Annotated in this window: 19 protein-coding genes; 11 read left to right on the forward strand and 8 right to left on the reverse strand. The window is 70.5% G+C overall.

Annotated elements, in window-relative coordinates:
• Window positions 1–138: 138 nt before the first annotated feature.
• Window positions 139–513 carry a hypothetical protein gene (locus tag CBM2594_RS25845; RefSeq protein ID WP_116359595.1) on the forward strand — a complete coding sequence of 125 codons (375 nt, stop codon included), beginning with the start codon at window positions 139–141 and terminating at the stop codon, window positions 511–513.
• Here CBM2594_RS25845 and CBM2594_RS25850 read toward each other — a convergent pair.
• Window positions 507–2,522, reverse strand: a complete 2,016-nt coding sequence (locus CBM2594_RS25850) for a sensor domain-containing diguanylate cyclase (protein ID WP_116359596.1) — start codon at window positions 2,520–2,522, stop codon at window positions 507–509. The two genes, CBM2594_RS25845 and CBM2594_RS25850, sit on opposite strands and share 7 nt — an antisense overlap.
• Before the next feature lie 262 nt (window positions 2,523–2,784).
• On the opposite strand from CBM2594_RS25850, the gene CBM2594_RS25855 reads away from it, so the two are divergent.
• From CBM2594_RS25855 to CBM2594_RS25865, 3 genes are all read left to right on the forward strand, one after another.
• Window positions 2,785–6,003, forward strand: coding sequence for a bifunctional diguanylate cyclase/phosphodiesterase (locus CBM2594_RS25855; RefSeq protein WP_116359597.1), 3,219 nt, complete (start codon window positions 2,785–2,787; stop codon window positions 6,001–6,003).
• Between the two features lie 154 nt (window positions 6,004–6,157).
• Window positions 6,158–7,279 carry a putative 2-aminoethylphosphonate ABC transporter ATP-binding protein gene (locus CBM2594_RS25860; RefSeq protein ID WP_116359794.1) on the forward strand — a complete coding sequence of 374 codons (1,122 nt, stop codon included), beginning with the start codon at window positions 6,158–6,160 and terminating at the stop codon, window positions 7,277–7,279.
• Window positions 7,280–7,432: 153 nt separating this feature from the next.
• A complete protein-coding gene (locus CBM2594_RS25865) occupies window positions 7,433–8,434 on the forward strand; it encodes a putative 2-aminoethylphosphonate ABC transporter substrate-binding protein (RefSeq protein WP_116359795.1) in 1,002 nt (333 codons plus the stop codon).
• A gap of 86 nt (window positions 8,435–8,520) precedes the next feature.
• On the opposite strand, the gene CBM2594_RS25870 is transcribed toward CBM2594_RS25865, so the two are convergent.
• Window positions 8,521–8,844 carry a PadR family transcriptional regulator gene (locus tag CBM2594_RS25870; RefSeq protein WP_116359598.1) on the reverse strand — a complete coding sequence of 108 codons (324 nt, stop codon included), beginning with the start codon at window positions 8,842–8,844 and terminating at the stop codon, window positions 8,521–8,523.
• A 501-nt stretch (window positions 8,845–9,345) separates the two neighbouring features.
• On the opposite strand from CBM2594_RS25870, the gene CBM2594_RS25875 reads away from it, so the two are divergent.
• Window positions 9,346–10,275, forward strand: a complete 930-nt coding sequence (locus CBM2594_RS25875) for a DMT family transporter (RefSeq protein WP_116359599.1) — start codon at window positions 9,346–9,348, stop codon at window positions 10,273–10,275.
• A gap of 15 nt (window positions 10,276–10,290) precedes the next feature.
• On the forward strand, window positions 10,291–10,602 hold the full coding sequence (locus tag CBM2594_RS25880) for a helix-turn-helix domain-containing protein (protein ID WP_116359600.1): 312 nt from the start codon (window positions 10,291–10,293) through the stop codon (window positions 10,600–10,602).
• A 14-nt stretch (window positions 10,603–10,616) separates the two neighbouring features.
• Here CBM2594_RS25880 and CBM2594_RS25885 read toward each other — a convergent pair whose 3' ends face one another.
• The 4 genes from CBM2594_RS25885 to CBM2594_RS25900 all read right to left on the reverse strand — a co-directional run bounded on the left by CBM2594_RS25885 (window position 10,617) and on the right by CBM2594_RS25900 (window position 14,565).
• Window positions 10,617–10,874 (reverse strand): hypothetical protein, encoded by a 258-nt coding sequence (locus CBM2594_RS25885; protein WP_116359601.1) that lies wholly within the window; start codon window positions 10,872–10,874, stop codon window positions 10,617–10,619.
• A 61-nt stretch (window positions 10,875–10,935) separates the two neighbouring features.
• Window positions 10,936–11,424, reverse strand: a complete 489-nt coding sequence (fur, locus tag CBM2594_RS25890; protein ID WP_112776291.1) for a ferric iron uptake transcriptional regulator — start codon at window positions 11,422–11,424, stop codon at window positions 10,936–10,938.
• Between the two features lie 508 nt (window positions 11,425–11,932).
• Complete coding sequence (gene ggt, locus CBM2594_RS25895) at window positions 11,933–13,540, reverse strand: gamma-glutamyltransferase (protein WP_174078356.1); 1,608 nt, start codon at window positions 13,538–13,540, stop codon at window positions 11,933–11,935.
• Window positions 13,541–13,581: 41 nt separating this feature from the next.
• Window positions 13,582–14,565: a Bug family tripartite tricarboxylate transporter substrate binding protein gene (locus CBM2594_RS25900; protein WP_116359603.1), complete on the reverse strand. Its 984-nt coding sequence runs from the start codon at window positions 14,563–14,565 to the stop codon at window positions 13,582–13,584.
• A 121-nt stretch (window positions 14,566–14,686) separates the two neighbouring features.
• Here CBM2594_RS25900 and CBM2594_RS25905 point away from each other — a divergent pair, with 121 nt between their 5' ends.
• Window positions 14,687–15,652, forward strand: coding sequence for a LysR family transcriptional regulator (locus CBM2594_RS25905; protein ID WP_232346755.1), 966 nt, complete (start codon window positions 14,687–14,689; stop codon window positions 15,650–15,652).
• Between the two features lie 208 nt (window positions 15,653–15,860).
• On the forward strand, window positions 15,861–16,211 hold the full coding sequence (locus CBM2594_RS25910; RefSeq protein WP_116359605.1) for a hydroxyquinol 1,2-dioxygenase: 351 nt from the start codon (window positions 15,861–15,863) through the stop codon (window positions 16,209–16,211).
• A 213-nt stretch (window positions 16,212–16,424) separates the two neighbouring features.
• On the opposite strand, the gene CBM2594_RS25915 is transcribed toward CBM2594_RS25910, so the two are convergent.
• Entirely contained in the window at window positions 16,425–17,123 is a 699-nt protein-coding gene (locus tag CBM2594_RS25915; RefSeq protein ID WP_116359606.1) for a hydrolase, read from the reverse strand.
• A gap of 338 nt (window positions 17,124–17,461) precedes the next feature.
• Here CBM2594_RS25915 and CBM2594_RS25920 point away from each other — a divergent pair, with 338 nt between their 5' ends.
• From CBM2594_RS25920 to CBM2594_RS25930, 3 genes are read left to right on the forward strand one after another with little or no spacing between them, the layout of a single operon-like run.
• Window positions 17,462–17,758 (forward strand): DUF3649 domain-containing protein, encoded by a 297-nt coding sequence (locus CBM2594_RS25920; protein ID WP_116359607.1) that lies wholly within the window; start codon window positions 17,462–17,464, stop codon window positions 17,756–17,758.
• Entirely contained in the window at window positions 17,758–19,398 is a 1,641-nt protein-coding gene (locus CBM2594_RS25925; RefSeq protein ID WP_116359608.1) for a PepSY-associated TM helix domain-containing protein, read from the forward strand. The genes CBM2594_RS25920 and CBM2594_RS25925 overlap by 1 nt, the downstream gene beginning before the upstream one ends.
• The gene (locus tag CBM2594_RS25930; RefSeq protein WP_116359609.1) at window positions 19,395–19,742 is read left to right on the forward strand and encodes a DUF3325 domain-containing protein; all 348 of its coding nucleotides are present in this window, start codon (window positions 19,395–19,397) and stop codon (window positions 19,740–19,742) included. The genes CBM2594_RS25925 and CBM2594_RS25930 overlap by 4 nt, the downstream gene beginning before the upstream one ends.
• 49 nt (window positions 19,743–19,791) lie before the next feature.
• Here the strand turns inward: CBM2594_RS25930 and CBM2594_RS25935 are convergent, their stop codons facing one another.
• On the reverse strand, window positions 19,792–24,192 hold the full coding sequence (locus CBM2594_RS25935) for a response regulator (RefSeq protein WP_232346756.1): 4,401 nt from the start codon (window positions 24,190–24,192) through the stop codon (window positions 19,792–19,794).
• Between the last annotated feature and the right edge of the window lie 115 nt (window positions 24,193–24,307).

Consider the following 24,307-nt stretch of genomic DNA (forward strand, 5'->3'; position numbering starts at 1 on the left):
CAGGCATTGCGGCCGTCACCTGCATCACGGTCCGGGCACCACCGGCCCGCATTGCGCATCTAACAGGCACGGCACCGGCCAGACCGGCCGGCCGCTGCAAACACACACACACCGGCAGCACGGGGAAGGAAGGACATCATGGGCGAGGCGAAACGGCGGGGTACCCCCGAAGAGCGTGCGGCACAGGCACGCGCAAAGATCGAGGCCTTGCGCCCGGCCCAGCTGGTCTGCGGCCACTGCAAGACCGCGTTCGCGCAGTTCGACGCGCTCGACGTGCCGGGCCTGCCCGGCATCGACGCGGTGTTCGGCGGCGAATGCCCCGGCTGCGGCAACGACGTGGTGGTGTTCAAGGGCGCGCCCGAGGCCGTCGCCCAGGCCATGATCGCCTGGGAAAAAATGCTCGGCGCCGACGCCCAGCTTGGCTACCAGTCCAGCGACGGCCGCCACGTGCCGTTCGAGCCCGACGGCGCGGCCGGCGCGGTGCCGGACAAGCCCGCCGGCACGCTTCACTGAGCCGCGGGCGGCCCCGCGTGCTGCGGGGCCGGCTGGTCCGCCAGTTCCGGCGGGCCGATCTCGTAGCGGCCGCGGCCCGCGCCCTTGGCGCGGTATAGCAGCACGTCGGCGAGCCGCATCAGTTCGTGGTCCTGCGCCGCGCCGCCGCAGTACAGCGCCACGCCGATGCTGACATCGACGTCGGCCTGCACGCCTTCGAAGCTGAACGGCACGTCCATCGCCTGCAGGATCGCCTGCGCGACCCGGCGCGCCGCGCCGGGCTGCGGCAGGTCTTCCAGCACCACGGCGAACTCGTCGCCGCCCAGCCTGGCCACGGTATCGCCCTCGCGCACGCACTGGCGCACGCGCTGCGCAAAGTCCTGCAGCAGCAGGTCGCCGGCGGCGTGGCCGTGGATATCGTTGACCGCCTTGAAGCGGTCCATGTCGAGATACAGCAGCGCCATCAGCGTGCCGTGCTCGCGGCTGCGCGCCATGGCCGCGTGCAGCTGGCCCTCGAAGGCGCTGCGGTTGAGCAGCTGCGTCAGGTGGTCGGTGCGCGACATGCGCGCCAGGCGCTGCGTTTCCAGCTTGCGCTGGGTGATGTCCTGCACGTGCACATGCACGCCCACCACTTCGCTGCCGTCGGCGCTCCATTCCGGACGCAGGCTGGTTTCCATGCAGTGGTATTCGGGGCCATCGTCCTCGGTCTCGAAGGTCACCGCGCTGCCGGCCAGCGCGCGTTCCAGGAACGGCCGCACGCGCGCGAAGCGGGCCTCGCCCAGCACCTCGCGCATCGGCCTGCCGCGCAGCTCTTCGGGCTTCAGGCCGAACACGCGCTCGTAGGCAAGGTTGTTGAACACATAGCGCGCTTCGGTATCGACGAAGGCCAGCAGCGACGGCAGCGTGTCGGTCACGGCGCGCAGCCGCCGTTCGCTGCGGTCCAGCGCCTGGCGGCGCTCGCGCACGTCGCGCATCAGCTTGATGAAGGCGCGGGTCAGGTCGCCGATCTCGTCGCGCTGCTGGCGCGTGGGCAGGCGCTCGAACGCGGACAGGTCGTTGGCGCTGGCCAGCACCACGCGGTGCAGGCGCGACAGCGGCGCCAGCTGGCGCCGCACCGCCAGCCAGATCAGCAGCGCCACCCCGGCCATCGCCACCCCCGCCATGCCGAGAAAGCGCTGCTGCATCTGGCGCAGCGGGGCATAGGCCTCGCGCGCCGGCAGCAACGCCACCAGTTCCCAGCCGGTGCTCGACATCAGGTAGCGCGCAATCACCGGCCGCGCCGGCGTCAGGAATTCGAGCAGCGCGGGGCTGTCGTCCTCGCCGCAGGTATCGGCCAACGGCCGTGCCGGCTGGCGCGCCTGGGCGGGATCGGGATGGCGCACGTAGACCGGCTCGCGCCCGGCCGATACCAGGCAGTAGTAGCCGGTGGTGCCGAGCCGGTTGTGCAGGATGTCGACCAGGAAGTTGGCGCTGGACAGGTCCAGCCATCCGCCCACCAGGCCCACGAAGCTGCGCTGCGGCGACAGCACCGGCACCGCCACCAGCACGCCCATCTGGCCGGTGGTGCGCGAGCGGATCGGCGGCGATACCACCGGCGCCAGCGTGCGCGCCGCCTCGCGGAAGTAGGCGCGGTCGCGCACCTCGGCACCGGCGCCCTGGTTGCTGAGGACGTAGCCGTGCTGGTCGACGACCAGCAGCGCGTTGAACGCCGCCGGCACCGGGATCGCGGCGGACAGTGTCTGCAGCGCCCGCTGCCGCACCGCGGTGGCCTGCGCGCCGTGCGCCTGCGCCATCAGCCCGCCGAGCTGGCCGGCCTGGTGCGACAGCAGCTGGATACGGTCGTTCATGGCCGTGTCGAGCTGGTTGGCGGTCAGCTTGACCACGGAATCCTGCTGGCCCTCGAGCGCATCGTGCAGATCGCTGTGCGCGTCATACAGGGCGATCAGGACGATGCCGGTGCCGAACACTGCGGCCAGCACGGTGGTGATGATCGCGATGCGCGCTTTCAGCGTGGGCGTGTAGACGTGCATGTCGGGTGCAGTGGGGGCGCAAGGCAAGCGAGGAACATTGCAGGCTTGGTCGCAAACTGCAGGTCGAGTCTCGGGTACAACCCTACCATACCCCTGCCTTGGCGGGGCATCGGGCATTTCCCCGCGCCTGTGGCCATGCCGCGGCGGGGCTGTGCGCGCCGCCTGCGCCACGGTATAGTCCCCCGCTAAGGCGAGGGCTGGCCGCATGGCGGCATGCCTGCGCAGGGCGCGTGCTCCTGCCGCATGCCGGAACCGACCGACCATGAGACCGACTTCGCTTTCTCCCGCCCTGTTGTCATTGCTGGTCGCGGCCGGCGGCGTGCTGCTGACGGCGGGGGCATGGCTGCACGCCGACCGGCTCGAGCGCCGCGCCGCCCAGCAGCATTTCGACGCGCTGCTGGCGCAAGCCGGCAGCGCGCTGCGCGAGCGCATGCTCGACAACGAACGGCTGCTGCGCGGCGTCGCCGCGGTGATGACGGCCAACCCCGGCACCTCGCGCGCGCAATGGCGCAACTATCTCTATACCGCGCAGCGCGACGACCTGCCCGCCGGCACCCAGGCCATCGGCTACGCGCCGCTCGCCACGCCGCAGCAGGTACCCCAGCTGGAGCAGGCCGCGCGCGCCGACGGCCTCGCCGATTACCGCATCCACCCCGCCGGCGCGCGCGCGCTGTACGCGCCCATCCTCTACATCGATCCGCTCGACGGGCGCAGCATGCGCGTCGCGGGTTTCGACATGCTGTCCGAGCCCGCCCGCCGGGCCGCGCTCGAAGCCGCCCGCGACAGCGGCGAGCCGCGCCTGAGCGCCGGCCTGGACCCGCTCGGCGAGACCGGGGCCGCGCCGCGCCAGCGCGGCGCGGTGCTGTTCCTGCCGGTCTATGGCGGCGCCGCGGTCAGCACCGTGGCGCAGCGGCGCGAAGCCGTGCTGGGCTACGTCTACCTGTCGCTGCGGCTGGGCGACCTGATGCGCGCGGTCGGGGCCTCGGCCGCGAACGAACTCGAACTGTCGCTGCACGAGGGCGGCCCCGCCGCGGCCGGGGTGCTGCTGTCGGGCGGCCCCACCGAAGGCGAGCGGCGCGAAGACGGCAGCGCGCCGCTGCTGCGCGGCGAGCGCCAGTTCCAGTACGGCGGCCGTACCTGGACGCTGCGCGCCGCCACGCGTCCCGCCTTTGAAGCCGCGCACGGCCCGCGGCCCGCTTACCTGGTGCCGGCCATCGGTGCGCTGGCGACGCTGCTGCTGGCATGGCTGACCCATGCGCTGGCGCGCCAGGGCCGCGCCGCGCGCCAGCGCGAGGCGCAGGCGGTGCACGCCTGGGAAGACGACAGCGCCATGCTGCAGGCCTGCCTGGCGCAGTCCGCCGATGGCTTCCTCGTCACCGATGCGCACGGCGTGGTGGTGCGCGCCAGCGAGCGCGCCGGGCAATTGTTCGGCACCGAGGCCGCGCGCCTGGCCGGCCGCAGCCTGGACGCGCTGGTTCCCGGCGCCACCGGCGTGGTCCCCGCCGACGCCGCGGCGGGTTCCGCGATCCACCGCGAACTGGCCGGCGTGCGCGCCAACGGCGACCGCTTTGCGCTGCGCGTCGGCGCCGCGCGCCTGCCCGCCGGCGACAGCGCCACGTGCCACTGGCTGTGGGCGGTGACCGACCTCGCGCCCGAGCGGCACGCGCAGGCCGACGCCGCGATGCAGGCCGCGCGCTATGCCGGGCTGCTCGAGCACGCCGCCTTCTGCGTCATCACCTTCGACGAGCACGGTTTGATCACCGGCATCAACCCCGCGGGCGAGCGCATGCTGTGGTACAGCAGCGCCGAACTGGTCGGCCGCATGCCCATGACCGGCCTGCATGTCGCCGCCGAACTGGCCGATCACGCACGCGCGCTGAGCGCCGAGCTGGGTGCGCCGGTGCCGCCCGGGCTGCCCGCACTGCTGGCCAAGCCGCGGCTTGGGCTGACCGATGAGCGCGAATGGACCTGGGTGCGCAAGGGCGGCTCGCGCATGCCGGTGCGTCTGGCGGTGTCCGCGTTGCCCGCGCCGTCGCCCGCCGGGGTGTCCGCCGGGATGACTGCCGACAATGCCGCGCCTGGCTACCAGGCGATCGGCTATGACCTGACCGAGCGCCTGCGCGTGGACGAGTACATCCGCCACCTGGCGCTGCACGATCCGCTGACCGGCCTGCCCAACCGCGCCGAACTGAGCGAGCGCGCCCAGGCCTTGCTGCTGCAGGCGCGCACCCGCGGCGAGCGCGTGGCGCTGCTGCTGCTCGACCTGGACCACTTCAAGCGCATCAACGATTCGCTCGGTCACCCGGTCGGCGACGACGTGCTGCGCACCATGGCCGACCGCCTCAAGGGCACGGTGCGCCAGGGCGACCTGGTGGCGCGCATGGGCGGCGACGAGTTCGGCGTGGTGCTGGGCGGCCTGCGCCACGACAGCGAAGCCGAACTGATCGCCGCCAAGATCCAGACGCGCGTCAATGAAGAACTGCTGGCCGGCGGCCAGCGCCTGCGCGTGACGCCGTCGATCGGCATGGCGGTGTTTCCCGACGACGGCGACACGCTGACCGAGCTGCTCAAGGCCGCCGACTCGGCGGTCTACGCCGCCAAGCAGAGCGGGCGCGCGCAGCTGTGCCGCTTTGCCAGCGCCATGGCCGAGGCCTCGCTGGCGCGCTTCACCATCGAAGGCCTGCTGCGGCGCGCGCTGGCCGGCAACGAGTTCCGGCTGCGCTACCAGCCGATCGTCGATGCCGCCACGCTGACCATTCCCGGCGTCGAGGCGCTGATCACCTGGGAGACCGCGGAGCGCGGCGTCATGCATCCGGCCGAGTTCATCCCCATTGCCGAGCAGAGCGGCCTGGTGGTGCCGCTGGGCGAATGGACGCTGGCCACCGCCTGCCGCGAGATCCAGGCGCTGCGCACGGAACTGGGCCGCGAGCTCGAGGTCGCGGTCAATATCTCGCCGCTGCAGCTGCGCCAGGCCAACTTTCCCGACACCGTGGCGCGCTGCCTGCAGCAGGCCGGACTGCCGCCGCAGGGGCTGGTGATCGAAGTCACCGAGGGCATCCTGGTCGACGGCGGCGAGACCACCATCGAGACCTTCCGCCGGCTGCGCGAACTGGGCGTGGGGCTGTCGATCGACGATTTCGGCACCGGCTACTCGGGGCTCAACTACCTGACCCGGCTGCCGATCAGCCGGCTCAAGATCGACAAGTCCTTCATCGACGGCGTGGCCACGCCCGGCCACGACCAGGCCGTCGCCGCGGCCATCATCGCGCTCGGCCACCAGCTGCACCTGAAGGTGATCGCCGAAGGGGTCGAGACCGCGGCGCAGTATGCCTTCCTGCGCGCGCAGGGGTGCGACGGGCTGCAGGGCTTCCTGTTCAGCCAGGGCGTGCCGCAGCAGGCGCTGCGTGAGGTGCTAAGCAAGCCGCTGGCGGTGCCAGAGATCCCGCGCGTCCCGGCGCCGTCCGCCGCGCAACAGGCCTGATCGCCGCGGCCCGCTGGAGCGCGTGCCGAAGCGCCCGCCGCATCCCAAATCCCCCGATACCTCCATCGAAAACCTTTGCCGATCTGCCATATGGCTGGCATCTGCGCTGCCTATGCTGGCGGCTGGTTCGATCGAGAGGCAGGGAGATTCGGCGATGCAGGCAGGCAAGCCAACGCAGGGCAGGGCGTTCCTGGCCGTGGAGCAGGTCAGCAAGCGCTTCGGCGGCTCGGGCGGCTCGGGCGGCTCGGGCGGCTTTGTTGCGCTGGACGGCGTGTCGCTGTCGGTCGGGCAGGGCGAGCTGCTGTGCCTGCTGGGCCCGTCCGGCTGCGGCAAGACCACGCTGCTGCGCATCATCGCCGGCCTCGAGCGCGAGGACGCCGGCCGCATCCACGCCGGCGCGCGCGAGCTGACCGGGCTGCCGCCGCAGGCGCGCGACTACGGCATCCTGTTCCAGTCCTATGCGCTGTTTCCCAACCTGACCGTGGCGCAGAACGTCGCCTACGGCCTGCACGGGCGCGGCATGGGGCGCACGCACCGCGATGCGCGCGTGGCCGAGATGCTCGACCTGGTCGGCCTGGCCGGCAGCGAACGCAAGTACCCGGGGCAACTCTCCGGCGGCCAGCAGCAGCGCGTGGCGATGGCCCGCGCGCTGGCGCCGGCGCCGTCGCTGCTGTTGCTGGATGAGCCGATGTCGGCGCTCGACGCGCGCGTGCGCGAGCACCTGCGCGCGGAGCTGCGCCAGCTGCAGCGCCGCCTGAACATCACCACGGTGATGGTCACGCACGACCAGGAAGAGGCCATGACCATGGCCGACCGCATCGCCGTGATGGACGGCGGGCGCATCGTGCAGGCCGGCACGCCCGCCGAGATCTACGAGCAGCCGGCGTCGGCCTTTGTCGCCGGCTTTGTCGGGCAGGCCAACTGGCTGCCCGGGCACAGCGCGACGGCCGGGCACTTCACGGTGGGAGAGGGCAGCCAGGCGCTCGAGCTGCTGGTCGACGTGCCGCAGCCGGTGGCCGGCGCCGGCAGGCTGTGCTGCCGCCCGGAAGCCGTGCGGCTGGACCCGGACCCCGTCGAGCCCAACCGGCTGCTGGCGCGCATGGTCGACCAGACCTACCTCGGCAACCGCTACCGGCTGGCGCTGGAAGCCGACCGCCTGCCCGGCCTGACCCTGTTTGCCGACGTCGCGCGCGAGGCGCGGCACCGGCTGCCGGAGGCGGGCGGCCACAAGTTCTGGATTGCACTGCCCGCGCCGGCGCTGCGGGTGTTCGCATGATGCCCGCCACCACCGCCGCGCAGCGCTGGCGCGCCGGCTGAGCCTGTCCCACTGAGCCCGTCCCATGCTTGCCGTTCCGCTGCTTTCGCAACCCTGACCGATTCCAAAGGAGAACCCATGTCCCGCATCCGCATCACCGGCATTTCCGCGGCAATGGCCGCGGTGGCCGCCACGCTGCCGCTGCTCGCCGGCCACGCCGCCGCCGCCACTGTGCTGACGGTCTACACCGCGCTCGAGGCCGACCAGATCGCCGCCTACAAGGCCGCGTTCGAAAAGGCGCATCCCGAGATCGGGATCAAGTGGGTGCGCGACTCCACCGGCATCGTCACCGCCAAGCTGCTGGCGGAAAAGGCCGCGCCGCGCGCCGACGCGGTGTGGGGCCTGGCCGGCTCCAGCCTGGCGATCCTCGACAAGGAAGGCATGCTGGAACCGTATGCGCCGAAGAACCTGGCCGCGATCGATGCGAAGTACCGCAGCCAGGCCAACCCGCCGGCCTGGGTCGGCATGGACGTGTGGGGCGCGGCGATCTGCTTCAACACCGTGGAGGCACAGAAGCAGGGCCTGCCCAGGCCCACCTCGTGGGCCGACCTGACCAAGCCGGTCTATGCCGGCAAGGTGGTGATGCCGCATCCGGCCTCGTCCGGCACGGGCTTCCTCGACGTCAGCGCCTGGCTGCAGATGATGGGCGAGCAGAAGGGCTGGCAGTACATGGACGCGCTGCACAAGAACATCGGCCTGTACACGCACTCGGGCTCCAAGCCGTGCAAGATGGCGGCGCAGGGCGAGTTCCCGATCGGCATCGCGTTCGAGTACCGCGCCCTGAAGTCGAAGAAGGAAGGGGCGCCGATCGATATCGTGCTGCCCAGCGAGGGCCTGGGCTGGGACATCGAGGCCACCGCCATCGTCAAGGGCACGAAGCAACTCGACGCGGCGCGCAAGCTGGCCGACTTCTCGGCGTCGCGCGAGGCGATGGCGCTGTATGAGAAGAACTTCGCGGTGCTGGCCGTGCCCGGCATCGCCAAACCCGACGCGCTGCTGCCGGCGGACTACGAAAAGCGCCTGATCAGGAACGATTTCCGCTGGGCCAGCGACAACCGCGACCGCATCCTGGCCGAATGGAGCAAGCGCTACGAAGGGAAGGCGGAGAAGAAGTAAGGCGGTTGGGCCGGGCGCCGCGGTGATCCTGGCAGCCCGCAGAAACGGGTACGCTGGCGGCGCCGCGGCAGCGGTGCCGGGCCTGCTCAGGCCGAGCGTTGCGCGTCGTCGGTCGCGGGAAGGCCCGCGTGCAGGCGGCGGTAGAGTTCGTCGATGCGCTGGCGGCTGGCCTGCAGCTCTTCGCGGCCGCGTTCGGTCAGCAGGTAGACCCGGCCGATGCCGTCGCGCAGCACGCTTTCCAGGTAGCCTTCCATTTGCAGCGCGCGCAGCAGCGGGCGCACCGAGCCGATATCGACCTGGAAGCCGTATTCCAGCAGCATGTCGGCCAGCATGGCCACCGTGGCGGGGACTTCCAGCGCGAATTGCAGGACGTAGACGCGGGCCAGCAGGCCCAAAAACTGTCGTTTCATGTGAGTTGGCAACGCGGCCGGCGCCGCGCCGGTTGACGCGCGATGCTGGCGGTGTGACGCCGGCGGCGCCGCAGCACCGCCTATCAAGGGACCTTCGCCCGCCGGTGCGCGGGCAGCACGCATTTTACCGGAGCAAAAAAAGAAGCCGCCAGGAGGCCTGGCGGCTTGTCGGGAATGCGTCGGAGGGGTCAATTAACTCTGGCGCAGACCAGATTTTAATTTAATCGAATGCGGATTGTCACGCGCCGGGCGCGCGTCCCCTCCTGCGGGGGGTGATGATGAAAGGCCATGGAAAGGAAGTGATGTTTTTTTGGGACATTGTGGCCTAAACGGCCCCCAACTCTCAGGTAGATCTGTCAACAGAGCGGAATCGCCATTGGCCTTCTCGCGTCGGCAAGCGTCGGAACGGGGGCACAGGTCCGAATCCGGCTTGCGGTCCGCGCCGCACCGGCGTCCAATGCGGCATTGCTCACCTTGCCGGCGGGGCCCCCCGCCTGTCCGATGAAACCCCTCGACCTGTTCCGCTTGCTGGCCCTCGCCGCCCTGTGGGGCGCCAGCTTCCTGTTCATCCGCATCGGCGCGCCGGTGCTGGGGCCGATGCCGACGGCCTTCGTGCGCGTGCTGGTCGGCGCGCTGACGCTGGCGGCGTGCCTGCCGCTGCTGGGGCTGCGCTGGGACATGCAAGGCAAATGGCCGGCGGTGCTGGCGCTGGGCGTGGTCAACTCCGGCGTGCCGTTCGTGATGTATGCCGTGGCGGCGCTGTGGCTGCCGGCCGGTTACTCGGCGGTGTTCAATGCCATGACGCCGCTGATGGGGGTGGTGATCGGCGCGATCGCCTTTGCGGAGCCGCTGACCCGCGCAAAAGCACTGGGGGTGTTGCTCGGCGTGGCGGGCGCCGCGGTGCTGACCCGCACCGGGCCGGTGGTGTTTTCCACGGAGGTCCTGCTGGGCGCGCTGGCTTGCCTGTTCGCCACGGCGTGCTACGGCCTGTCGGGTTTTCTGGCGCGGCGCTGGATCACGCAGCGCGGCGGGCTGGACAGCCGGCTGGTGGCGGCCGGCAGCCTGGTCGGCGCGGCCGCGTTCCTGCTGCCTTTCTGCATCGCCGCGCTGTGGCGCCACAACACGCTGCCCGACGCAGGGGCCGGCGTCTGGGCGGCCATGCTGGGGCTGGGCACGCTGTGCACGGCGCTGGCCTACATCCTGTACTACCGTCTGATCGCCGACCTGGGCCCGGTGCGCTCGCTGACGGTGACGTTCCTGATCCCGCCGTTCGGCATTGCCTGGGGCGCGCTGTTCCTGGGCGAGGCCCTGTCGTGGGCGCATGCCGCCGGCGGCGCGCTGATCGGGATGGCGGTCTGGCTGGTGCTGCGGCCGGGGGCTGCAAGGGAAACCGGAAGCAGACAGACTGCCGGCGCTGCCGTCGACCGTTGATTCGGGCCAGTTAACATCCAGACCATCGTCGGCGCGGACGGCAAGCCGGCCTTTGTCGTGATCCCCTACGGCGATTACCTCACGCAATTTGCGCAAGCCGGAAACTTGATCCCGCATGCCGTGGTCCGGCGCGTGCTGGCCGACGATGTGCCCCCGCTGCGCGCCTGGCGCGAACATCTTGGCCTGACCCAGGCGGAAGTTGCCGCGCGGCTCGGCATTTCGCAGCCCGCCTACGCGCAGCAGGAAAACAGTGAGCGGCTGCGCAAGACCTCGCGTGAGCGGATTGCCGCGGCGCTCGGCATCACGGCAGCACAGCTCGATATCTGACCGCCGCGGCCGGCTCAGGCCTGCGCCGCGGTGCCCACGTTGTACTGCTCACGCACCAGCATCACCACCCGGCGCGCCTGGCGCCAGTGACGCACGGCGTCGGCTTCGCTGCGTTCGGGGAAATCGACTTCGGCGCTCCAGTTGCAGCCGGTGTGGTCGGGACGGTGCACGCACACCGCGCGCAGCTGGCAGTCCTGGCAGCCGGGCTCCTGGCGCAGGCACAGGTTGATCAGGTGCTTCAGTTCGGATAGCGGTTTGGTCAGGCGCTCCATGGATGGCTCCGTCAGGCGCGCAGGATGCGGCGGGGGACGGCAGGGACGGCGGGGGCAGCGCTCAGGCGCTGGCCGGCAGTTCCGGCACGCGTTCCGCGTCGGCGGCGTCGGCACGGCATTGCGGGCACACGCCATACAACACCAGCATATGCTCGCGCAGCACGAAGGCGTTGTCGGCGGCGACCTGGCGCTGGCGCTGCTCGATGCTCTCGTCGCGGAATTCCTCCACGCGGCCGCATGCCACGCAGATCAGGTGGTCGTGGTGACCGCCTTCGTTCAGTTCAAATACGGCGTGGTCGGACTCGAAGCTGTGCCGCAGCAGGATATCGGCCTGCACCAGCTGGTTCAGCACGCGGTACACCGTCGACAGCCCCGCATCCTCGTCCTGGGTCAGCAGGATGCGGTAGACGTCTTCCGCGCTCAGGTGCCGCCTGGCGCTGGTTCGGAACACTTCGAGGATGCGCATCCGCGGCGAGGTGGCCTTCAGGCCGGCGCGCTTGAGATGGATCGGGTTGGTGCTCTCGGATGACATGGCGGATGGCATAGGCATGCTGCGGCTGGCGCCCCGCAGTCAGGGCGGCGCCCGGCCTGGCGCCGCACGGGGCACGGCGTCAGTGGCTTGGCGGAATTTCAGGCGGGAAGCGCCAGGGCCGGCCGGGCGCTGGCGCCCTCGTCCCTGGCGGCGCGACGTGCCTGCACGGCGCGCGGAATAAAAAGATGGCCTGGCTTGCCGCCGGAAGACGCGATCGGGAAAGCGGGGTCTGGTTGCTTTCCCGATCTTCCGGAGACTGGCTACTACCAAACGCTCCGCGTGACGGAGCGGTCCCCACAAAAGTCGGTGTCGAAGGCCGCGGGGGCGGCATCCGGAAATCTGTCTTGCCTGCCAGCGCTGGTCGCCGTCGCGTGCCGCGAGGTGCCAGCCTGGCCGGTCTGCCTGCGCCGTCCGGTGCTTGGTTCGATGCGCCGTGCGTCAGGCAGTGATCGAATAGTAAATGGGAATCGATCTCATTACAAGAAAAATTTTCGGGGGTGGCAGGATTTCCGGGTTGCGCGCGTCCTCAGGCAACCTCCGTCTCCAGGGCCACCCCGTCCCGCCCGGGATCCGCCCCGCCATCGAGTTCCCCGTTCACCAACCGGATCGCATGCACCCAGGCGATCGTGTAGTTATACGGATTGCGAATCACCTCATAGCCTTGCGCTTCCAGCTGCGCGGTGAGGTAGCGCGGAATCCGGTTGCACACGTCGATGGCATTGCTGGTCGACGAAAAGCGCGGTGCGGACACGGCCGGCTGCATCGCCATGCCGAAATCCACCACGTTCAGGATCGTCTGCAGCACTCCCATGGCAATCTGGGTGCCGCCCGGCGCGCCTAGCACGATCTCCGGCTTGCCGTCGCGGAACACGATGGAAGGGCAGGACGAAGTGAAGCGCCGCTTGCCCGGCGCGATGCTTCCGGCGCGGCCTGGGCGCGGATCGAAGACGCCCATGCAGCCGTTGTGCAGGAAGCCAAGCCCCGGCGTCATCACGCCCGAAGGCATTGCCAGCGAATGGGTCAGCGCAATGCAGTTGCCCTCGCCATCGACTACCGACAGGTGCGTGGTATCGCGCGGTACCACATGGCCGGGATTGACGCGGGCAACGTCGACCTTGTCGCCGGCGACGATGCGCGCGGCCAGTTCGCCGGCATAGCCCTTGTCGAGCAGGCGCGCCAGCGGCACGTCGACAAAGGCCGGATCGCCGACGTGCAGGTCCTTGTCGCGCGTGGCTGCCTTCATCGCCTCGCAGACGATGCGCAGGTATTCCGGCGTGTTGTGGCCGATCTGCGCCAGGTCGAATCGCTCGAGGATGTTTAGCATCTCGATCAGCATCACGCCGCCGCCCGGCGGCTGGTTGGTGGTGATGGTGCGGTTGCGATAGGTGCCGGTCAACGGCGCGGTGCGCTCGACCCGGTAGTCCCCCAGGTCCGTGCGCGACAGCAGGCCGCCATTGGCCTCCATGTCGGCGACGATGCGCCCGGCGATATCATGCAGATAGAAAGCATCCGCGCCCTCGCGTGCGATCTGCTCGAGGGTGTCCGCAAAGTCGGGATTGCGCAGCGGCGTGCCGATGGTCTTGGGTGATCCGTCTTCGCGGCAATACAGGCGCCGGCCATCGGCGCTGTACGCGAGCCGTTCCAGGTTGCTGGCGCGGCCCAGCGTGGCCGCATCGGTCCAGAACGCATACATCCCCGGTCGCACGAAATAGCCGTCGCGCGCCCAGCGGATCGCCGGCGCGATGACTTCCTGCCAGGGCAGCCTGCCGTAGCTGCGGTGAATCGCCTCCAGCCCACGCAGCGTGCCCGGCGTGGCGATCGATTGGTAGCCGATGTCGTTGAGCCGGTCCTTCACGAAGAAGCCGAAGCCGTCGCGCGCCTCGCCTTCGAGCTTGTCGGCCCACATGTCCGGCGTGGCGCGCGCCGGTGCGGTGGCGTGGAAATCGATGTACTCATGCGCCTGGTGCGACGGCATATACACCGCGGCGGTGCCGAACCCGGCGATGCCGCACATCAGCGGATCGACCACGGTCTGGGCAAACGCGCAGGCGACCGCGGCGTCCGCCGCGTTGCCGCCGGCCCGCAGGATTTCGATGCCTGCTTCCGCCGCTTCGGGCTGCGGGCAGACCACCATGCCTTTTTTCATTGTTGCCTCGGGATCAAGGGTTGTGGGCTTCAGTTGGCGCGAAGGTTCAGGTCGCCAATGGCGTCCTTCCACTTGGCCGTGTCGCGTACCGTCAGCTCGGCCAGCTTGCCGACCGGGCCCGGCATCGGCGTGACCTGCATCGCGCGCAGCTTGTCGACGACCACGGGATCCGACAGGAATTTCTGCGTGGCCGCGTGCATGCGCTGGATCGACGCGGACGGCGTGCCGGCCCTGGCGGCGATGCCCGACCAGCCGATGTCCTCGAAACCCTTCAGGCCGATCTCGGGCGCTGCCGGTACGTCAGGCAGGTCCGGCACGCGCTTCGCGGCGAACACCACCAGCGGCACCAGCTTGCCGGCGCGGATCTGCGGCAACGCGGTGCTGAGCACCGGCGCCATCACCTGGGTTTCGCCCGAGACGGTGGCAATGACGCCGTCAGGTTCACCCTTGTAGGGGACGTGGGTCATGCGAAGGCCGCGCTGCTTGAGCAGCATCTCGACCACCAGGTGGGTCGAATTGCCGAGCCCGGACGAGGCAAAGTTGATCGCGCCGGGTTTGGCGCGCGCCGCTTCGGCCAGGCTGTCCAGCGTGCGCAAACCGGTCTGCGGGTTGGCCACCAGCACGAACGGCACGTTGGTCAGCGTCGCGACCGGCGTGAAATCCTTCTCGGGCGAATAGGCCAGTGGGGCGTAGGCGAACTTGTTCAGCACCATCTGCGACACGCCGGCCAGGAACAGTGTGCAGCCGTCCGCGGGTTGCGCCAGCACCGACTTGGCGGCGATGACGCCGCCGGCGCCGGGTTTGTTCTCCACCACCACGGTGGTGCCGAGCGCCTTTCCGGCATGCTCGGCCCACATGCGGGCGATGGTGTCGGTGCTGCCGCCGGCTTGCTGGGATACCACCAGGCGGATCGGCCGGGTCGATCCCGCTTCGCCGCAACTCCAGGCGGGCAGGGCCAGGCCCAGGCCGGCCGCAGCCACGGCCAGGTACGAAACAACTGAGAGTTTCTTCATAGGTGGAAAGCCTGAGAACAATGTGAGGAAGTCGAGAAAGCCCGGGAACTCCTGCGCATTATTGAATTGGCTTACCATGAGCGCCAGTGAATTGTTCCGATAGATGTATTAGTAAACACTCATGGCAGAACCTTCAGACCGCGTGGCCTGGGCGCGCCGGTTGCGCATGCGGCATCTCGAATCCTTCCTGATCCTGCTCGATGCCGGGACGCTGTCCGCTGCCGCGCAACGGCTGCATATGACGCAGTCGGCGATGTCGCATTGGCTGGGCGAGATGGAAGCGCTGGCAGGCGCGCGGCTGCTGGTGCGCGGGCGCCGGCTGCAGCTCACGCCGGCTGGCGACGCGGTGCGCAAGCTGGCGGTGCGCGTGCTGGGCGAGGTGTCGCGCGCGCATGAAGAGCTGGGCTCGATTGCCAAGGGCGCGGTGGCACGGCTGCATGTGGGCACTGTCTTTGCCGGCGTGGCTCACCTAGTCCCGCGCGCCATCGTCAGCTTCCAGCAGGCGCAGCCCAACGTGCAGATCGAGGTCACGGAAGGCGTCTTCAATACCTTGCTGGAGCGGCTCGAGCGACGCGACTACGACGTCATCGTCGGCTCCATCGACGCACGCGCTTATGGCCCCCACCTGGCGCACGAGGTGCTGTTCGAGGATGGTATCGGCGTGGTGGTGGGACGGCATCATCCGCTGGCCGGACGCCAGCGCATCGCCTGGCGTGACCTGTTCGCTTTCCCGTGGGTCATGCCGCCGCGCGAGACGCTGATGCGGACCCGGCTCGACACGGTGCTGCTCGAGCGGGGCGCGGCCGGGCTGCAGCCGCGCGTGGAAACCGGTTCCGTGCTGACGCTGGAAGCGGTGTTGCGCGGCACCGATTACATCGGTGTCTGTTCCGGCGCCATGGCGCGCCACCTGGAAGCGCTGGGCCTGCTGCGCGTGCTGCCCGTGGCCGACGCCGAATCGTTCGGGCCGGTGGGCGCGGTATGGCGCCAGGGCGGGGCCGGCGAGGTCGTGCACGCGTTCGTGCGCAGCCTGCGTGACGAGGCAGTGCGCCTGGGGCTGGGCGAAGGCCAGGGCGCGGTGGCAGGCTAGCCAGCTCGACGGCCTGCGGGCTGCCTTCGACTTTGTACTGCCTTGTATCCCGCCCCACGTCCGACACGGCGGCTGACAAAGGCGGCCCGCATCGGCTACATGGCCGATACACCGGTCTCCTTAAATACGTTCCGTGGCCGCGGCGTCGGATACCCGAAAGCGAAAGCCGGCCCGCTCAACCCTCAACGTGAACTTAAGGAAACCGATCATGACCACCCAGATCGCCCGCCGCTTTGTCTTCGCCATCGCTCTCGCTGCCGCCGCTGCCGGCGCCCAGGCCGCCAGCCTCTCTGCCGCAGGCGCACGAGACCCGTTCACCGATGGCGCTCGCGCCGTGGTCGATGCCCGCGACCCGTACAGCGAAGGCGCGCGCTCGGTCCAGGCGCCGCGCAGCCCGTACAGCGACGGCGCCCGCAGCGTCGATCCGTTCAGCGACGGTGCGCGCAGCGTCGCCCCCTACACCGACGGCGCCCGTTCCGTGGCCGGGCTCGACCGCAGCGGCGTCTCGGCGGATCCGGCGCGCAGCGTCGATCCGTATCTCGACGGCGCCTATGCGTAAGCCGTGCAGCGGGCTGTCTCATGGTGAGACAGCCCGCTTGATCTTGCTGCCGGCGGCACGCCCGGCGCTCAGCCAAGCGTCTGTGCGACGATGGCCGCGGCGGCCAGGCTGGAGGTGCCGACGGCGAGCCAGCATGCGAGCAGCAGCGCGCCATGGGCGAGGCTTCGGCTTGGGTTCATGGTGGGATCTCCTGTCAGATGCCGGCCGCGCGGATCAGCGCTCGATCACCGGCGCGTGGACCGGGGCGATCGACTCGTGCGGCGTCGCGGTGCGTTGCGCCGCCTTGTGCACCATGGTGTAGGCGTAGTCGATGCCCATGCCGTAGGCGCCCGAGTGTTCCCTGGCGATGTCGATCACGGCGTCATAGGTGTCGCGGTTCTTCCAGTCGCGCTGCCACTCCAGCAAGACCTGCTGCCACGTCACCGGCACCACGCCGGCCTGGACCATGCGCTGCATGGCGTAGTCGTGCGCTTCCTTGCTGGTGCCGCCCGAGGCGTCGGCCACCATGTAGATCTCGTAGTCGCCTTCCAGCATCGCGCTCAGCGCGAAGGTGGTGTTGCAGACTTCGGTCCACAGCCCGGCGACCACCACTTTCCTGCGCCCCGCGGCCTGCAGGGCATCGCGCACCTTCTGGTCGTCCCAGGAATTCATCGAAGTGCGCTCCAGCGTCTGCTTGCCGGGAAACACATCCAGCAATTCCGGGTAGGTGTAGCCCGAGAACGAATCGCTCTCGACCGTGGTGATGATGGTCGGCACGTCGAACACGCTGGCTGCCTTGGCCAGTCCGATCACGTTGTTCTTCATGAGCTGGCGGTCCATCGACTGGACGCCGAAGGCCATCTGCGGCTGGTGGTCGATGAAGATCAGCTGGCTGTTGCGCGGGGTCAGTACTTCAAGCTTGGCGTTCGACATGATTTTCTCCTGGGCGATTCAAAATAGTTGATTGTTTGCGGCCAGCGCTGTTTGGCGTGTTGCGCTGCATGTGCAGAACTATAGCGAGCGCCCGGCGTCTTTCAGGCGACATGCATTGTCATTGTTATTCAAAAATATTGATGATCTAATCGGGGGCGGGTCGGCGCCAGCCAGCGATTACCTTGAGATCGATAATGCGAATTGTTATCATTCGTGACGATTCCCAGCCTGCATCGCCCCATGTCCGCCGTCCTCGTCCTGCCTCGCCGCCCTTGTTTCGTCGCCCACGCCGCTGGCGCCGGTGATGCCGCCGGGCGCGCGGCGCCGCGGGTGCCGGCATGAGCAAGGCGTCCGCGGCGAGCGGGTGGCGCTATCGCGCGGGCGTGGGCGCGCGCGCCGTCGCCGCCATTGCCGGCGGCTATGCGCTGGCGGCGCTGGCCACCGCGGTGCTCGCGCTCTATCTGCCGATGGCGCGGCACGATGCCGTGACCACGGCGACGCTGCTGTCGTTCGCCATCTATGCCGGCGCGGCGGTCTGGGTGTTTGCGGTGCGTAGCGCCTGGCGCGCGTGCGCTGGCCTGGCGCTGCCGGCCGCGCTGCTGGCGGCCATGCTGGCGCTCGGGCGGGGGGCGTGATGCGCGCGGGATTCAGGCAGTCGATGGCATGGCTCCACACCTGGAGCGGCCTGCTGGTGTGCTGGGTGTTGTTCCTGATGTTCTGCGGCGGCACCGCCAGCTACTACAAGGAAGAGATCTCGCTGTGGATGCGGCCGGAGCTGCATCGCACCGCGCCGGCCGATGCCGCGCAGGTGCCGCCGGCGCAGATGGCACGGAACGCGTTGCGCTATCTGCAGCATGAAGCCCCGGATGCCGCGCGCTGGTTCATCACGCTGCCGGATGCGCGGCGCGACACGGTCAACGTGCTGTGGACCTACAAGCCGGGCCAGGCGCCGCGCGATGCCGACGGCAAGCCGCGCCGCTTCGACACGCGCCTGCTCGATCCGGCCACCGGCGCGCCGCTGGCAGCCGCGCGCGAGACCCGCGGCGGCGAATTCCTCTACCGGCTGCACTTCGACCTGCATTACATGCCGGCCAAGTGGGCGCGCTGGATCGCCGGGTTCTGCGCCATGTTCATGCTGGTGGCGATCGTCAGCGGCGTGATCACCCATCGCCGCATCTTTGCCGATTTCTTCACGTTCCGGCGCGGCAAGGGCCAGCGTTCCTGGCTCGATGCGCACAACGCGCTGGCGGTGCTGCCGCTGCCGTTCCACCTGATGATCACCTACACCGGGCTGGTGACGCTGCTGTTCATGTATATGCCGTGGGGCGTCGAGGCGGCATACGGGGGCGACCAGCGCGCGTTCCAGGCGCAGACCGGGCTGCGCCCGCTGCCGCCTAAGGCCGCGGGCACGGCCGCGCCGCTGGCGAGCGTGCCGGAGATGATGGCGCAGGCCGTGCGCGCATGGCAGGGCGGGCAGGTGCGCCGCATCGTGGTGAGCCTGCCGGGCGATGCCAACGCGACCGTGACGATCACCCGCGCCGAGCCGGATACGCTCGCGCACGATCCGCCCGCGCTGGAATTCGCCGGTGCCAGCGGCGCCCTGCTTGGCGCGTACGCCGAGGACAAGTCCGCCGCCGAACTGACGCGCAGCGTGATGACTGGCCTGCATATCGCCGGCTTTGCGGCACCGGGCTTGCGCGCGCTGTTCTTCCTGTGCGGGCTGGCCGGCACCGCCATGGTCGCCACCGGCGCCATCCTGTGGGCGGTGCGCACGCGCCAGCAGCAGGCCAGGGCGATCGCTGCGCGCGGGCGGCCGGGGTTTGGCCTGCGCCTGGTCGAGGCGCTCAACCTCGGCGCGATCGCGGGCCTGCCGGTGGCCTTTGCCAGCTACTTCTGGGCTAACCGCCTGCTGCCGGTGGCAATGGCGCAGCGGCCCGAGGCCGAGATCCGTTGCTTCTTCATGGCCTGGGCCGCGTGCGCGCTGCTGGCGCTGTGCCGGCCCACGCGCGGCATGTGGCGCGCGCAGTTGTGGGCGGGCGCGGTGTTGTTCGGCAGCATCCCGCTGCTCAATGCGCTGACCACCGCGTCGCATCTGGGCGTGACCCTGCTGCAGGGACGCGGGCCGGCAGCCGTGGCCGGCTTCGACCTGGTGTCGCTGGCGCTTGGCGTGGCGCTGGGCGTCGCGGCGTGGATCACAGGCCGTCGGCAACCGGCGGCCGCACGCCTGCCATCGCGCCCGCGCAACGTTGCCGCCGGCACGCAGGAGGCCGCATGAACGCGCTCGCTGCGTTCGCGCTGTCGCTGGCCGGGTTTGCCGCGCTGGCGCTGTCGCTCGAGCGGCACCATGCCGACATCCATGGCCGCGGCAGCATGCCGTCGCGCGGCGCGGTGGCGCGCATGCGCCTGGCCGGCGCGTTGGCGCTGGCGCTGGCGTGGGGACTGCATATCGCCGCGCAGGGTGGGCCGCTGGGCACGGTGTCGTGGCTGGGCATGATGACGGCCAGTGCCATCGCGGTGGCGCTGGGCCTGTCCTACGCGCCGCGCGCGGTGCAGCGCCTGCTGCCCGGCGTGGCGCTGATCGGACTGGCCGGCGCGTGCGGCTGGTTGCTTGGCGGCTGAACGGTTGAAGGGCTGAGCGGCTGAACCGACCGCCAGCGCCGCGGCGCGCTCAGCTTGCGGTCTGCCGTCGGGCGGGCGCTTCGGCCTGCTGCCGGACCTCGCCAACGACCTCGCCCACGACATCGCGCAGCACCTCGAGCAGCCGCTGCGGCGGATACGGCTTGCGCAGCACCGCGACCGCGCCGAGCGCGTCGCGCTGCGCCGGGGTCAGGTCCAGTTCGTAGCCGGTGGCGAAGACCACGGCCAGCGCCGGATGGCGCATGCGCGCGGCCAGCGCCAGTTCCACTCCGGAATCGCCGGCCAGTGCCACGTCGGTCACCAGCACGTCGACCGCGTTGCCGGCCAGCAAGGCGAGTGCCCCGGCCTCGCTGTCCGCTTCCAGCGCGTGAACGCCGTAGGCGCGCAGCACTTCCGCGGTGCCCGCGCGTACCAGCGCGTCGTCGTCGACACATAGCACGCGCAGACGCGGGGCACCTGGCGCGTGGCCCGTTGGCGCGGCGTGCGCGGCGCGCCGGGCGCGCTGGGCGCGGTTCGCCAGCACGTGGCGCACCTTGCGCGCCAGCGCCTCGTGCGTATAGGGCTTGCTCAGCAGTTCGATGCCGGCGTCGAGCCGCCCGTCGTGCACGATAACGCTGTCGGCGTAGCCCGAGGTGAACAGCACGCCCACGTCCGGCAGCCGTTCCCGCAGCTTGCGCGCCAGCTCGGTGCTGCGCAGCGGGCCGGGCATCACCACATCGCTGAACAGCAGGTCTACCGGCACGCCACGCTCGACGATCGACAGCGCGGCGTGCGCGTCGCGCGCGCGCAGCACGTGATAGCCCAGGCTCGCCAGCATCTCGACCACCGTGGCGCGCACGTCCTCGTCGTCTTCCACCACCAGCACGGTCTCGCTGCCGCCGTGCGCGGCGCCCGCATCCAGTTCGATATCCGGGTCTTCATCGCGTTGCACGCGCGGCAGGAACAGCGTGACCGTGGTCCCGCGCCCGGGCGCGCTGACGATCTTCACGTGGCCGTCGGACTGGCGGATGAAGCCATACACCATGCTCAGGCCCAGCCCGGTGCCCTGGCCCTCGGGCTTGGTCGTGAAGAAGGGCTCGAACACGCGCTCCTGCACCTCGGGCGGCATGCCGACGCCGGTGTCGGTGACCGACAGCAGCACATACTGCATGGAGGCAGCAGCCGCTTCCTCGCTGGCTTCGCCGGGCCGGGCGTTGCGCGCCGCGATGGTAAGGCGCCCGTGCCCGTGCATGGCGTCGCGCGCGTTGATCGCCAGGTTCAGCAGCGCATTCTCGACCTGGAACGGATCGACCAGGGTGTTCCACAGGTTGGGCGCCACCACCGTTTCGATCTCGATGCCATCGCCCAGCGCGCGGCGCAGCATGTCGTCCAGCCTGCGCACCAGCCGGCCCAGGTTGACGACCTTGGGCGCCAGCGGCTGGCGCCGCCCGAACGCCAGCAGCTGCGACGCCAGCTTGGCGCCGCGCGCGACGCCGGCCAGCGCGTTGCGCAGGCGCGGCTCGGCGCGCGCATCGCCGGCCAGGTCGCGCGCCAGCAACTGCAGGTTGCCGCCGATCACCTGCAGCAGGTTGTTGAAGTCATGGGCGACGCCGCCGGTCAGGTTGCCGATCGCCTCCATCTTCTGCGCGGTGCGCAGCGCCTCGTCGGCGTGGCGCAGCGCGGCCTGGGCTTCGCGGTCGCCGGTGACGTCGCGGCCCACGCCGTGGATATGGCCGTTGGCCGGATCGACCGACAGCGTCCACGCCAGCCAGCGCAGCGCGCCGTCGGCGCGCAGCAGGCGGCATTCGAAGCGCACCGGCACGCCGTCGTGGCGCAACGCGTCCAGCTGCGCGCTGGCGCCGGCCTGGTCGTCGGCGTAGATGAATGACAGGTACGCGCGCCCCAGCACCTGCTGCGGCGCGTGGCCGAGCGTGCGGGTCCACGCCGGGCTGACCCGCTGCAGGCAGCCATCGAAGCGCGCGACGATGAGCAGGTCTTCGCTCAGCTCCCACAGCCGGTCATGGTCGGCCACGGCCTGCGCGACGCGGCGCTCGAGCGTGGCGTTGAGTTCCTGCAGGCGGCGCTCGGTGGCCCGGCGCAGTTCGGAGAGGCGCAGATTGCTGGCCACGCGCGCGAGCAGTTCGCGCGCAGAGAAGGGCTTGACCAGGTAGTCGTCGGCGCCGCTGTCCAGGCCGCTGACGCGTGCCTCCTCGCCGGCGCGGGCGGACAGCAGCAGCACCGGCGTGTCGCGCAGCGCGGCGTCGGCGCGCAGCGCGCGCACCAGGCCAAAGCCGTCCAGGCGCGGCATCATCACGTCCGACACCACCAGTGCCGGCGCGTGCGCGCGCGCCAGCGCCAGCGCCGCCTCGCCGTCGGCGGCCACGGCGACGCGATGGCCGGCGGCGCCCAGCAGGCGGCGCATGTAGTCGCGCAGGTCGTCGTTGTCGTCCACCACCAGCACCAGGGCGCCTGCCTGCGCCGTATCGCCGGCTGCGGCCTGCGCGGCGGGCAAGGGAAGGTCTTCCGCTGCCGCGGTCGTTGCCGGCAGCACCTGCGCTTGCGGCCAGCGCAGCGCGCTTTCGACATAGGCGCGCGCCTGCACGCTGCTGGACGGGGGCGCGGCGTCAGCCTCGGCGGCCTCGCCAGTGACCGCAGCCATGGCCGCTTCGGCGCCGGCCGGCAGGCGCACGGTGAAGCAGGTGCCCTCGCCCGGCACGCTCTGCACGTCGATCGTGCCGCCGTGCAGCCGCACCAGCTCCTGCACCAGCGCCAGGCCGATGCCGCTGCCTTCGATGGTACGACCCTGTGCGCCTTCGACACGATGGAAGCGCTCGAAGATGCGCGGCAGTTCCGCCGCCGGGATGCCGATGCCGGTGTCGCGCACGGTGAACGCCACGGTGTCGTCGCCTTGCGCCGCCACGGCCACGGTGATGGTGCCGGCGAAGGTGAACTTGAAAGCGTTGGAGACCAGGTTCAGCACGATGGTCTCCCACATGTCGCGGTCCACCGCCACCGCGCGCGCCAGCGGCGGGCACAGCGGCGGGCAGTCGATGCGCAGCGTGATGCCGGCCGCTTCCACGCTGGCGCGGAACAGCGAGGCCAGGTCCGCCGTCAGCGCGGCCACGTCGGTGGGCTGGCGGCGCATGGTCACGCGGCCGGACTCGATCCGCGAAAAATCCAGCAGCGCATTGACCAGCTTGAGCAGCCGCAGCCCGTTGCGATGCGTCATCTCCAGCAGGGCGCGGTCTTCGCCGGGGCCGGTGCGGCGCACCAGTTCTTCCAGCGGTCCCAGCATCAGCGTCAGCGGCGTGCGGAATTCATGGCTGATATTGGAGAAGAACGCGGTCTTGGCGCGGTCGATCTCGGCCAGCGCCTCGGCGCGCTTGCGCTCGGCCTCGTAGGCCAGCGCCGAGTGCATGGCGGCGCCGATCTGCCCCGCCGCCAGCGTCAGGAAGCTGCGGTAGCGCGCATCGAACAGCCGGAACGGGTTCAGCCCCACCACCAGCACGCCGCGATGCGAGGCGCTGCCCGATGGCGCGACCTCGATCACCGCCGCGGACGAAGGCGGCACGCCCCACGCGCCGCCCGGCAGCGGCATCGCGAAGCGCGAAGCCAGGTCGCTGACCAGGCCGGGCTGCTGGCGTGCCAGCACGTCGGCCACCGGCCATGGCCATTGCGCGTCCAGCGCGATCTGCGCGGGGGCGCCCGGGTGGCCGGCATCGATGCCGATGGCGCCGGTGCGCTGCAGCGTGCGGGCGCCGGGCTCGGCGATGTACAGCAGCGCGAACACGATGTCGCGCGGGTCCGACGACAGCGCCGCCATGGCGCGCTCGCACGCGTCGCGCCAGGCGCGCGCCTCGCTGGCCGAAGCCGCCACGTCGCGCAGCACGTTCAGCTGGCGCTCGGCCAGCACGCGCTCGGTGTCGTCGCTGTTGGCGCAGATGATGCCGCCGGTGCCGCCGTGGTCATTGGGAACCGGGCTGTAGGAGAAGGTGTAGTAGGTCTCCTCCGGGTAGCCGTTGCGCTCCATGATCAGCAGCTTCTGTTCGACGAAGGTGCCTTCGGTGCCGGTCATCGCGGTGGCCAGCAGCGGGCCGATCTCGGGCCAGATTTCGCGCCAGACCACGGACGTGGGCTGGCCCAGCGCGCCGGGGTGCTTGCCGCCGATGATCGATTGGTAGGCGTCGTTGTAGAAGAAGTGCAGGGCCTCGCCCCAGCCGATCCAGATGGGCTGGCGCGAGGTCAGCATGATGCGGATCGCGGTCTTGAGGCTGTGCGGCCAGCCTTGCGGCGGCCCGAGCGGGGTCGCGGCCCAGTCGAAGGCGCGCATCAGCGCGCCCATTTCGCCGCCGCCGGCGAGAAAGCCCGGCGCGTCGGCGCGCGCGACGGGCGCTGCGCGGGCGCTTGCGGCGGCGGATTCAGACGGCGTCGGCGGAGATGGCGAGGGCGTCATGCTGGCGGCGGTGTCCTTATGGTCTTCTCTCTCGGGGCACGCCGGCCCCCGGCGTGCGGCCCGCGCGTCTTGGCAGACTTTGCCTAGCCTTGCCGTGCAATGCAAGCAGGCCGCG

This window comes from Cupriavidus taiwanensis (genome assembly GCF_900249755.1).
In the GTDB taxonomy this organism is placed as follows: Bacteria; Pseudomonadota; Gammaproteobacteria; order Burkholderiales; family Burkholderiaceae; genus Cupriavidus; species Cupriavidus taiwanensis_D.

Excerpts from the sequence above, each read along its gene's own strand:
- CBM2594_RS25925 (WP_116359608.1), top strand. The coding sequence starts at position 17,758 with ATGCGCGCGGGATTCAGGCAGTCGATGGCATGGCTCCACACCTGGAGC.
- CBM2594_RS25855 (WP_116359597.1), top strand. The coding sequence starts at position 2,785 with ATGAGACCGACTTCGCTTTCTCCCGCCCTGTTGTCATTGCTGGTCGCG.
- CBM2594_RS25850 (WP_116359596.1), bottom strand. The coding sequence starts at position 2,522 with ATGCACGTCTACACGCCCACGCTGAAAGCGCGCATCGCGATCATCACC.
- CBM2594_RS25865 (WP_116359795.1), top strand. The coding sequence starts at position 7,433 with ATGGCCGCGGTGGCCGCCACGCTGCCGCTGCTCGCCGGCCACGCCGCC.
- CBM2594_RS25860 (WP_116359794.1), top strand. The coding sequence starts at position 6,158 with ATGCAGGCAGGCAAGCCAACGCAGGGCAGGGCGTTCCTGGCCGTGGAG.
- fur (WP_112776291.1), bottom strand. The coding sequence starts at position 11,424 with ATGCCTATGCCATCCGCCATGTCATCCGAGAGCACCAACCCGATCCAT.
- CBM2594_RS25845 (WP_116359595.1), top strand. The coding sequence starts at position 139 with ATGGGCGAGGCGAAACGGCGGGGTACCCCCGAAGAGCGTGCGGCACAG.
- ggt (WP_174078356.1), bottom strand. The coding sequence starts at position 13,540 with ATGGTGGTCTGCCCGCAGCCCGAAGCGGCGGAAGCAGGCATCGAAATC.
- CBM2594_RS25905 (WP_232346755.1), top strand. The coding sequence starts at position 14,687 with ATGGCAGAACCTTCAGACCGCGTGGCCTGGGCGCGCCGGTTGCGCATG.
- CBM2594_RS25900 (WP_116359603.1), bottom strand. The coding sequence starts at position 14,565 with ATGAAGAAACTCTCAGTTGTTTCGTACCTGGCCGTGGCTGCGGCCGGC.
- CBM2594_RS25915 (WP_116359606.1), bottom strand. The coding sequence starts at position 17,123 with ATGTCGAACGCCAAGCTTGAAGTACTGACCCCGCGCAACAGCCAGCTG.
- CBM2594_RS25930 (WP_116359609.1), top strand. The coding sequence starts at position 19,395 with ATGAACGCGCTCGCTGCGTTCGCGCTGTCGCTGGCCGGGTTTGCCGCG.
- CBM2594_RS25935 (WP_232346756.1), bottom strand. The coding sequence starts at position 24,192 with ATGACGCCCTCGCCATCTCCGCCGACGCCGTCTGAATCCGCCGCCGCA.
- CBM2594_RS25870 (WP_116359598.1), bottom strand. The coding sequence starts at position 8,844 with ATGAAACGACAGTTTTTGGGCCTGCTGGCCCGCGTCTACGTCCTGCAA.
- CBM2594_RS25875 (WP_116359599.1), top strand. The coding sequence starts at position 9,346 with ATGAAACCCCTCGACCTGTTCCGCTTGCTGGCCCTCGCCGCCCTGTGG.
- CBM2594_RS25910 (WP_116359605.1), top strand. The coding sequence starts at position 15,861 with ATGACCACCCAGATCGCCCGCCGCTTTGTCTTCGCCATCGCTCTCGCT.
- CBM2594_RS25920 (WP_116359607.1), top strand. The coding sequence starts at position 17,462 with ATGAGCAAGGCGTCCGCGGCGAGCGGGTGGCGCTATCGCGCGGGCGTG.
- CBM2594_RS25885 (WP_116359601.1), bottom strand. The coding sequence starts at position 10,874 with ATGGAGCGCCTGACCAAACCGCTATCCGAACTGAAGCACCTGATCAAC.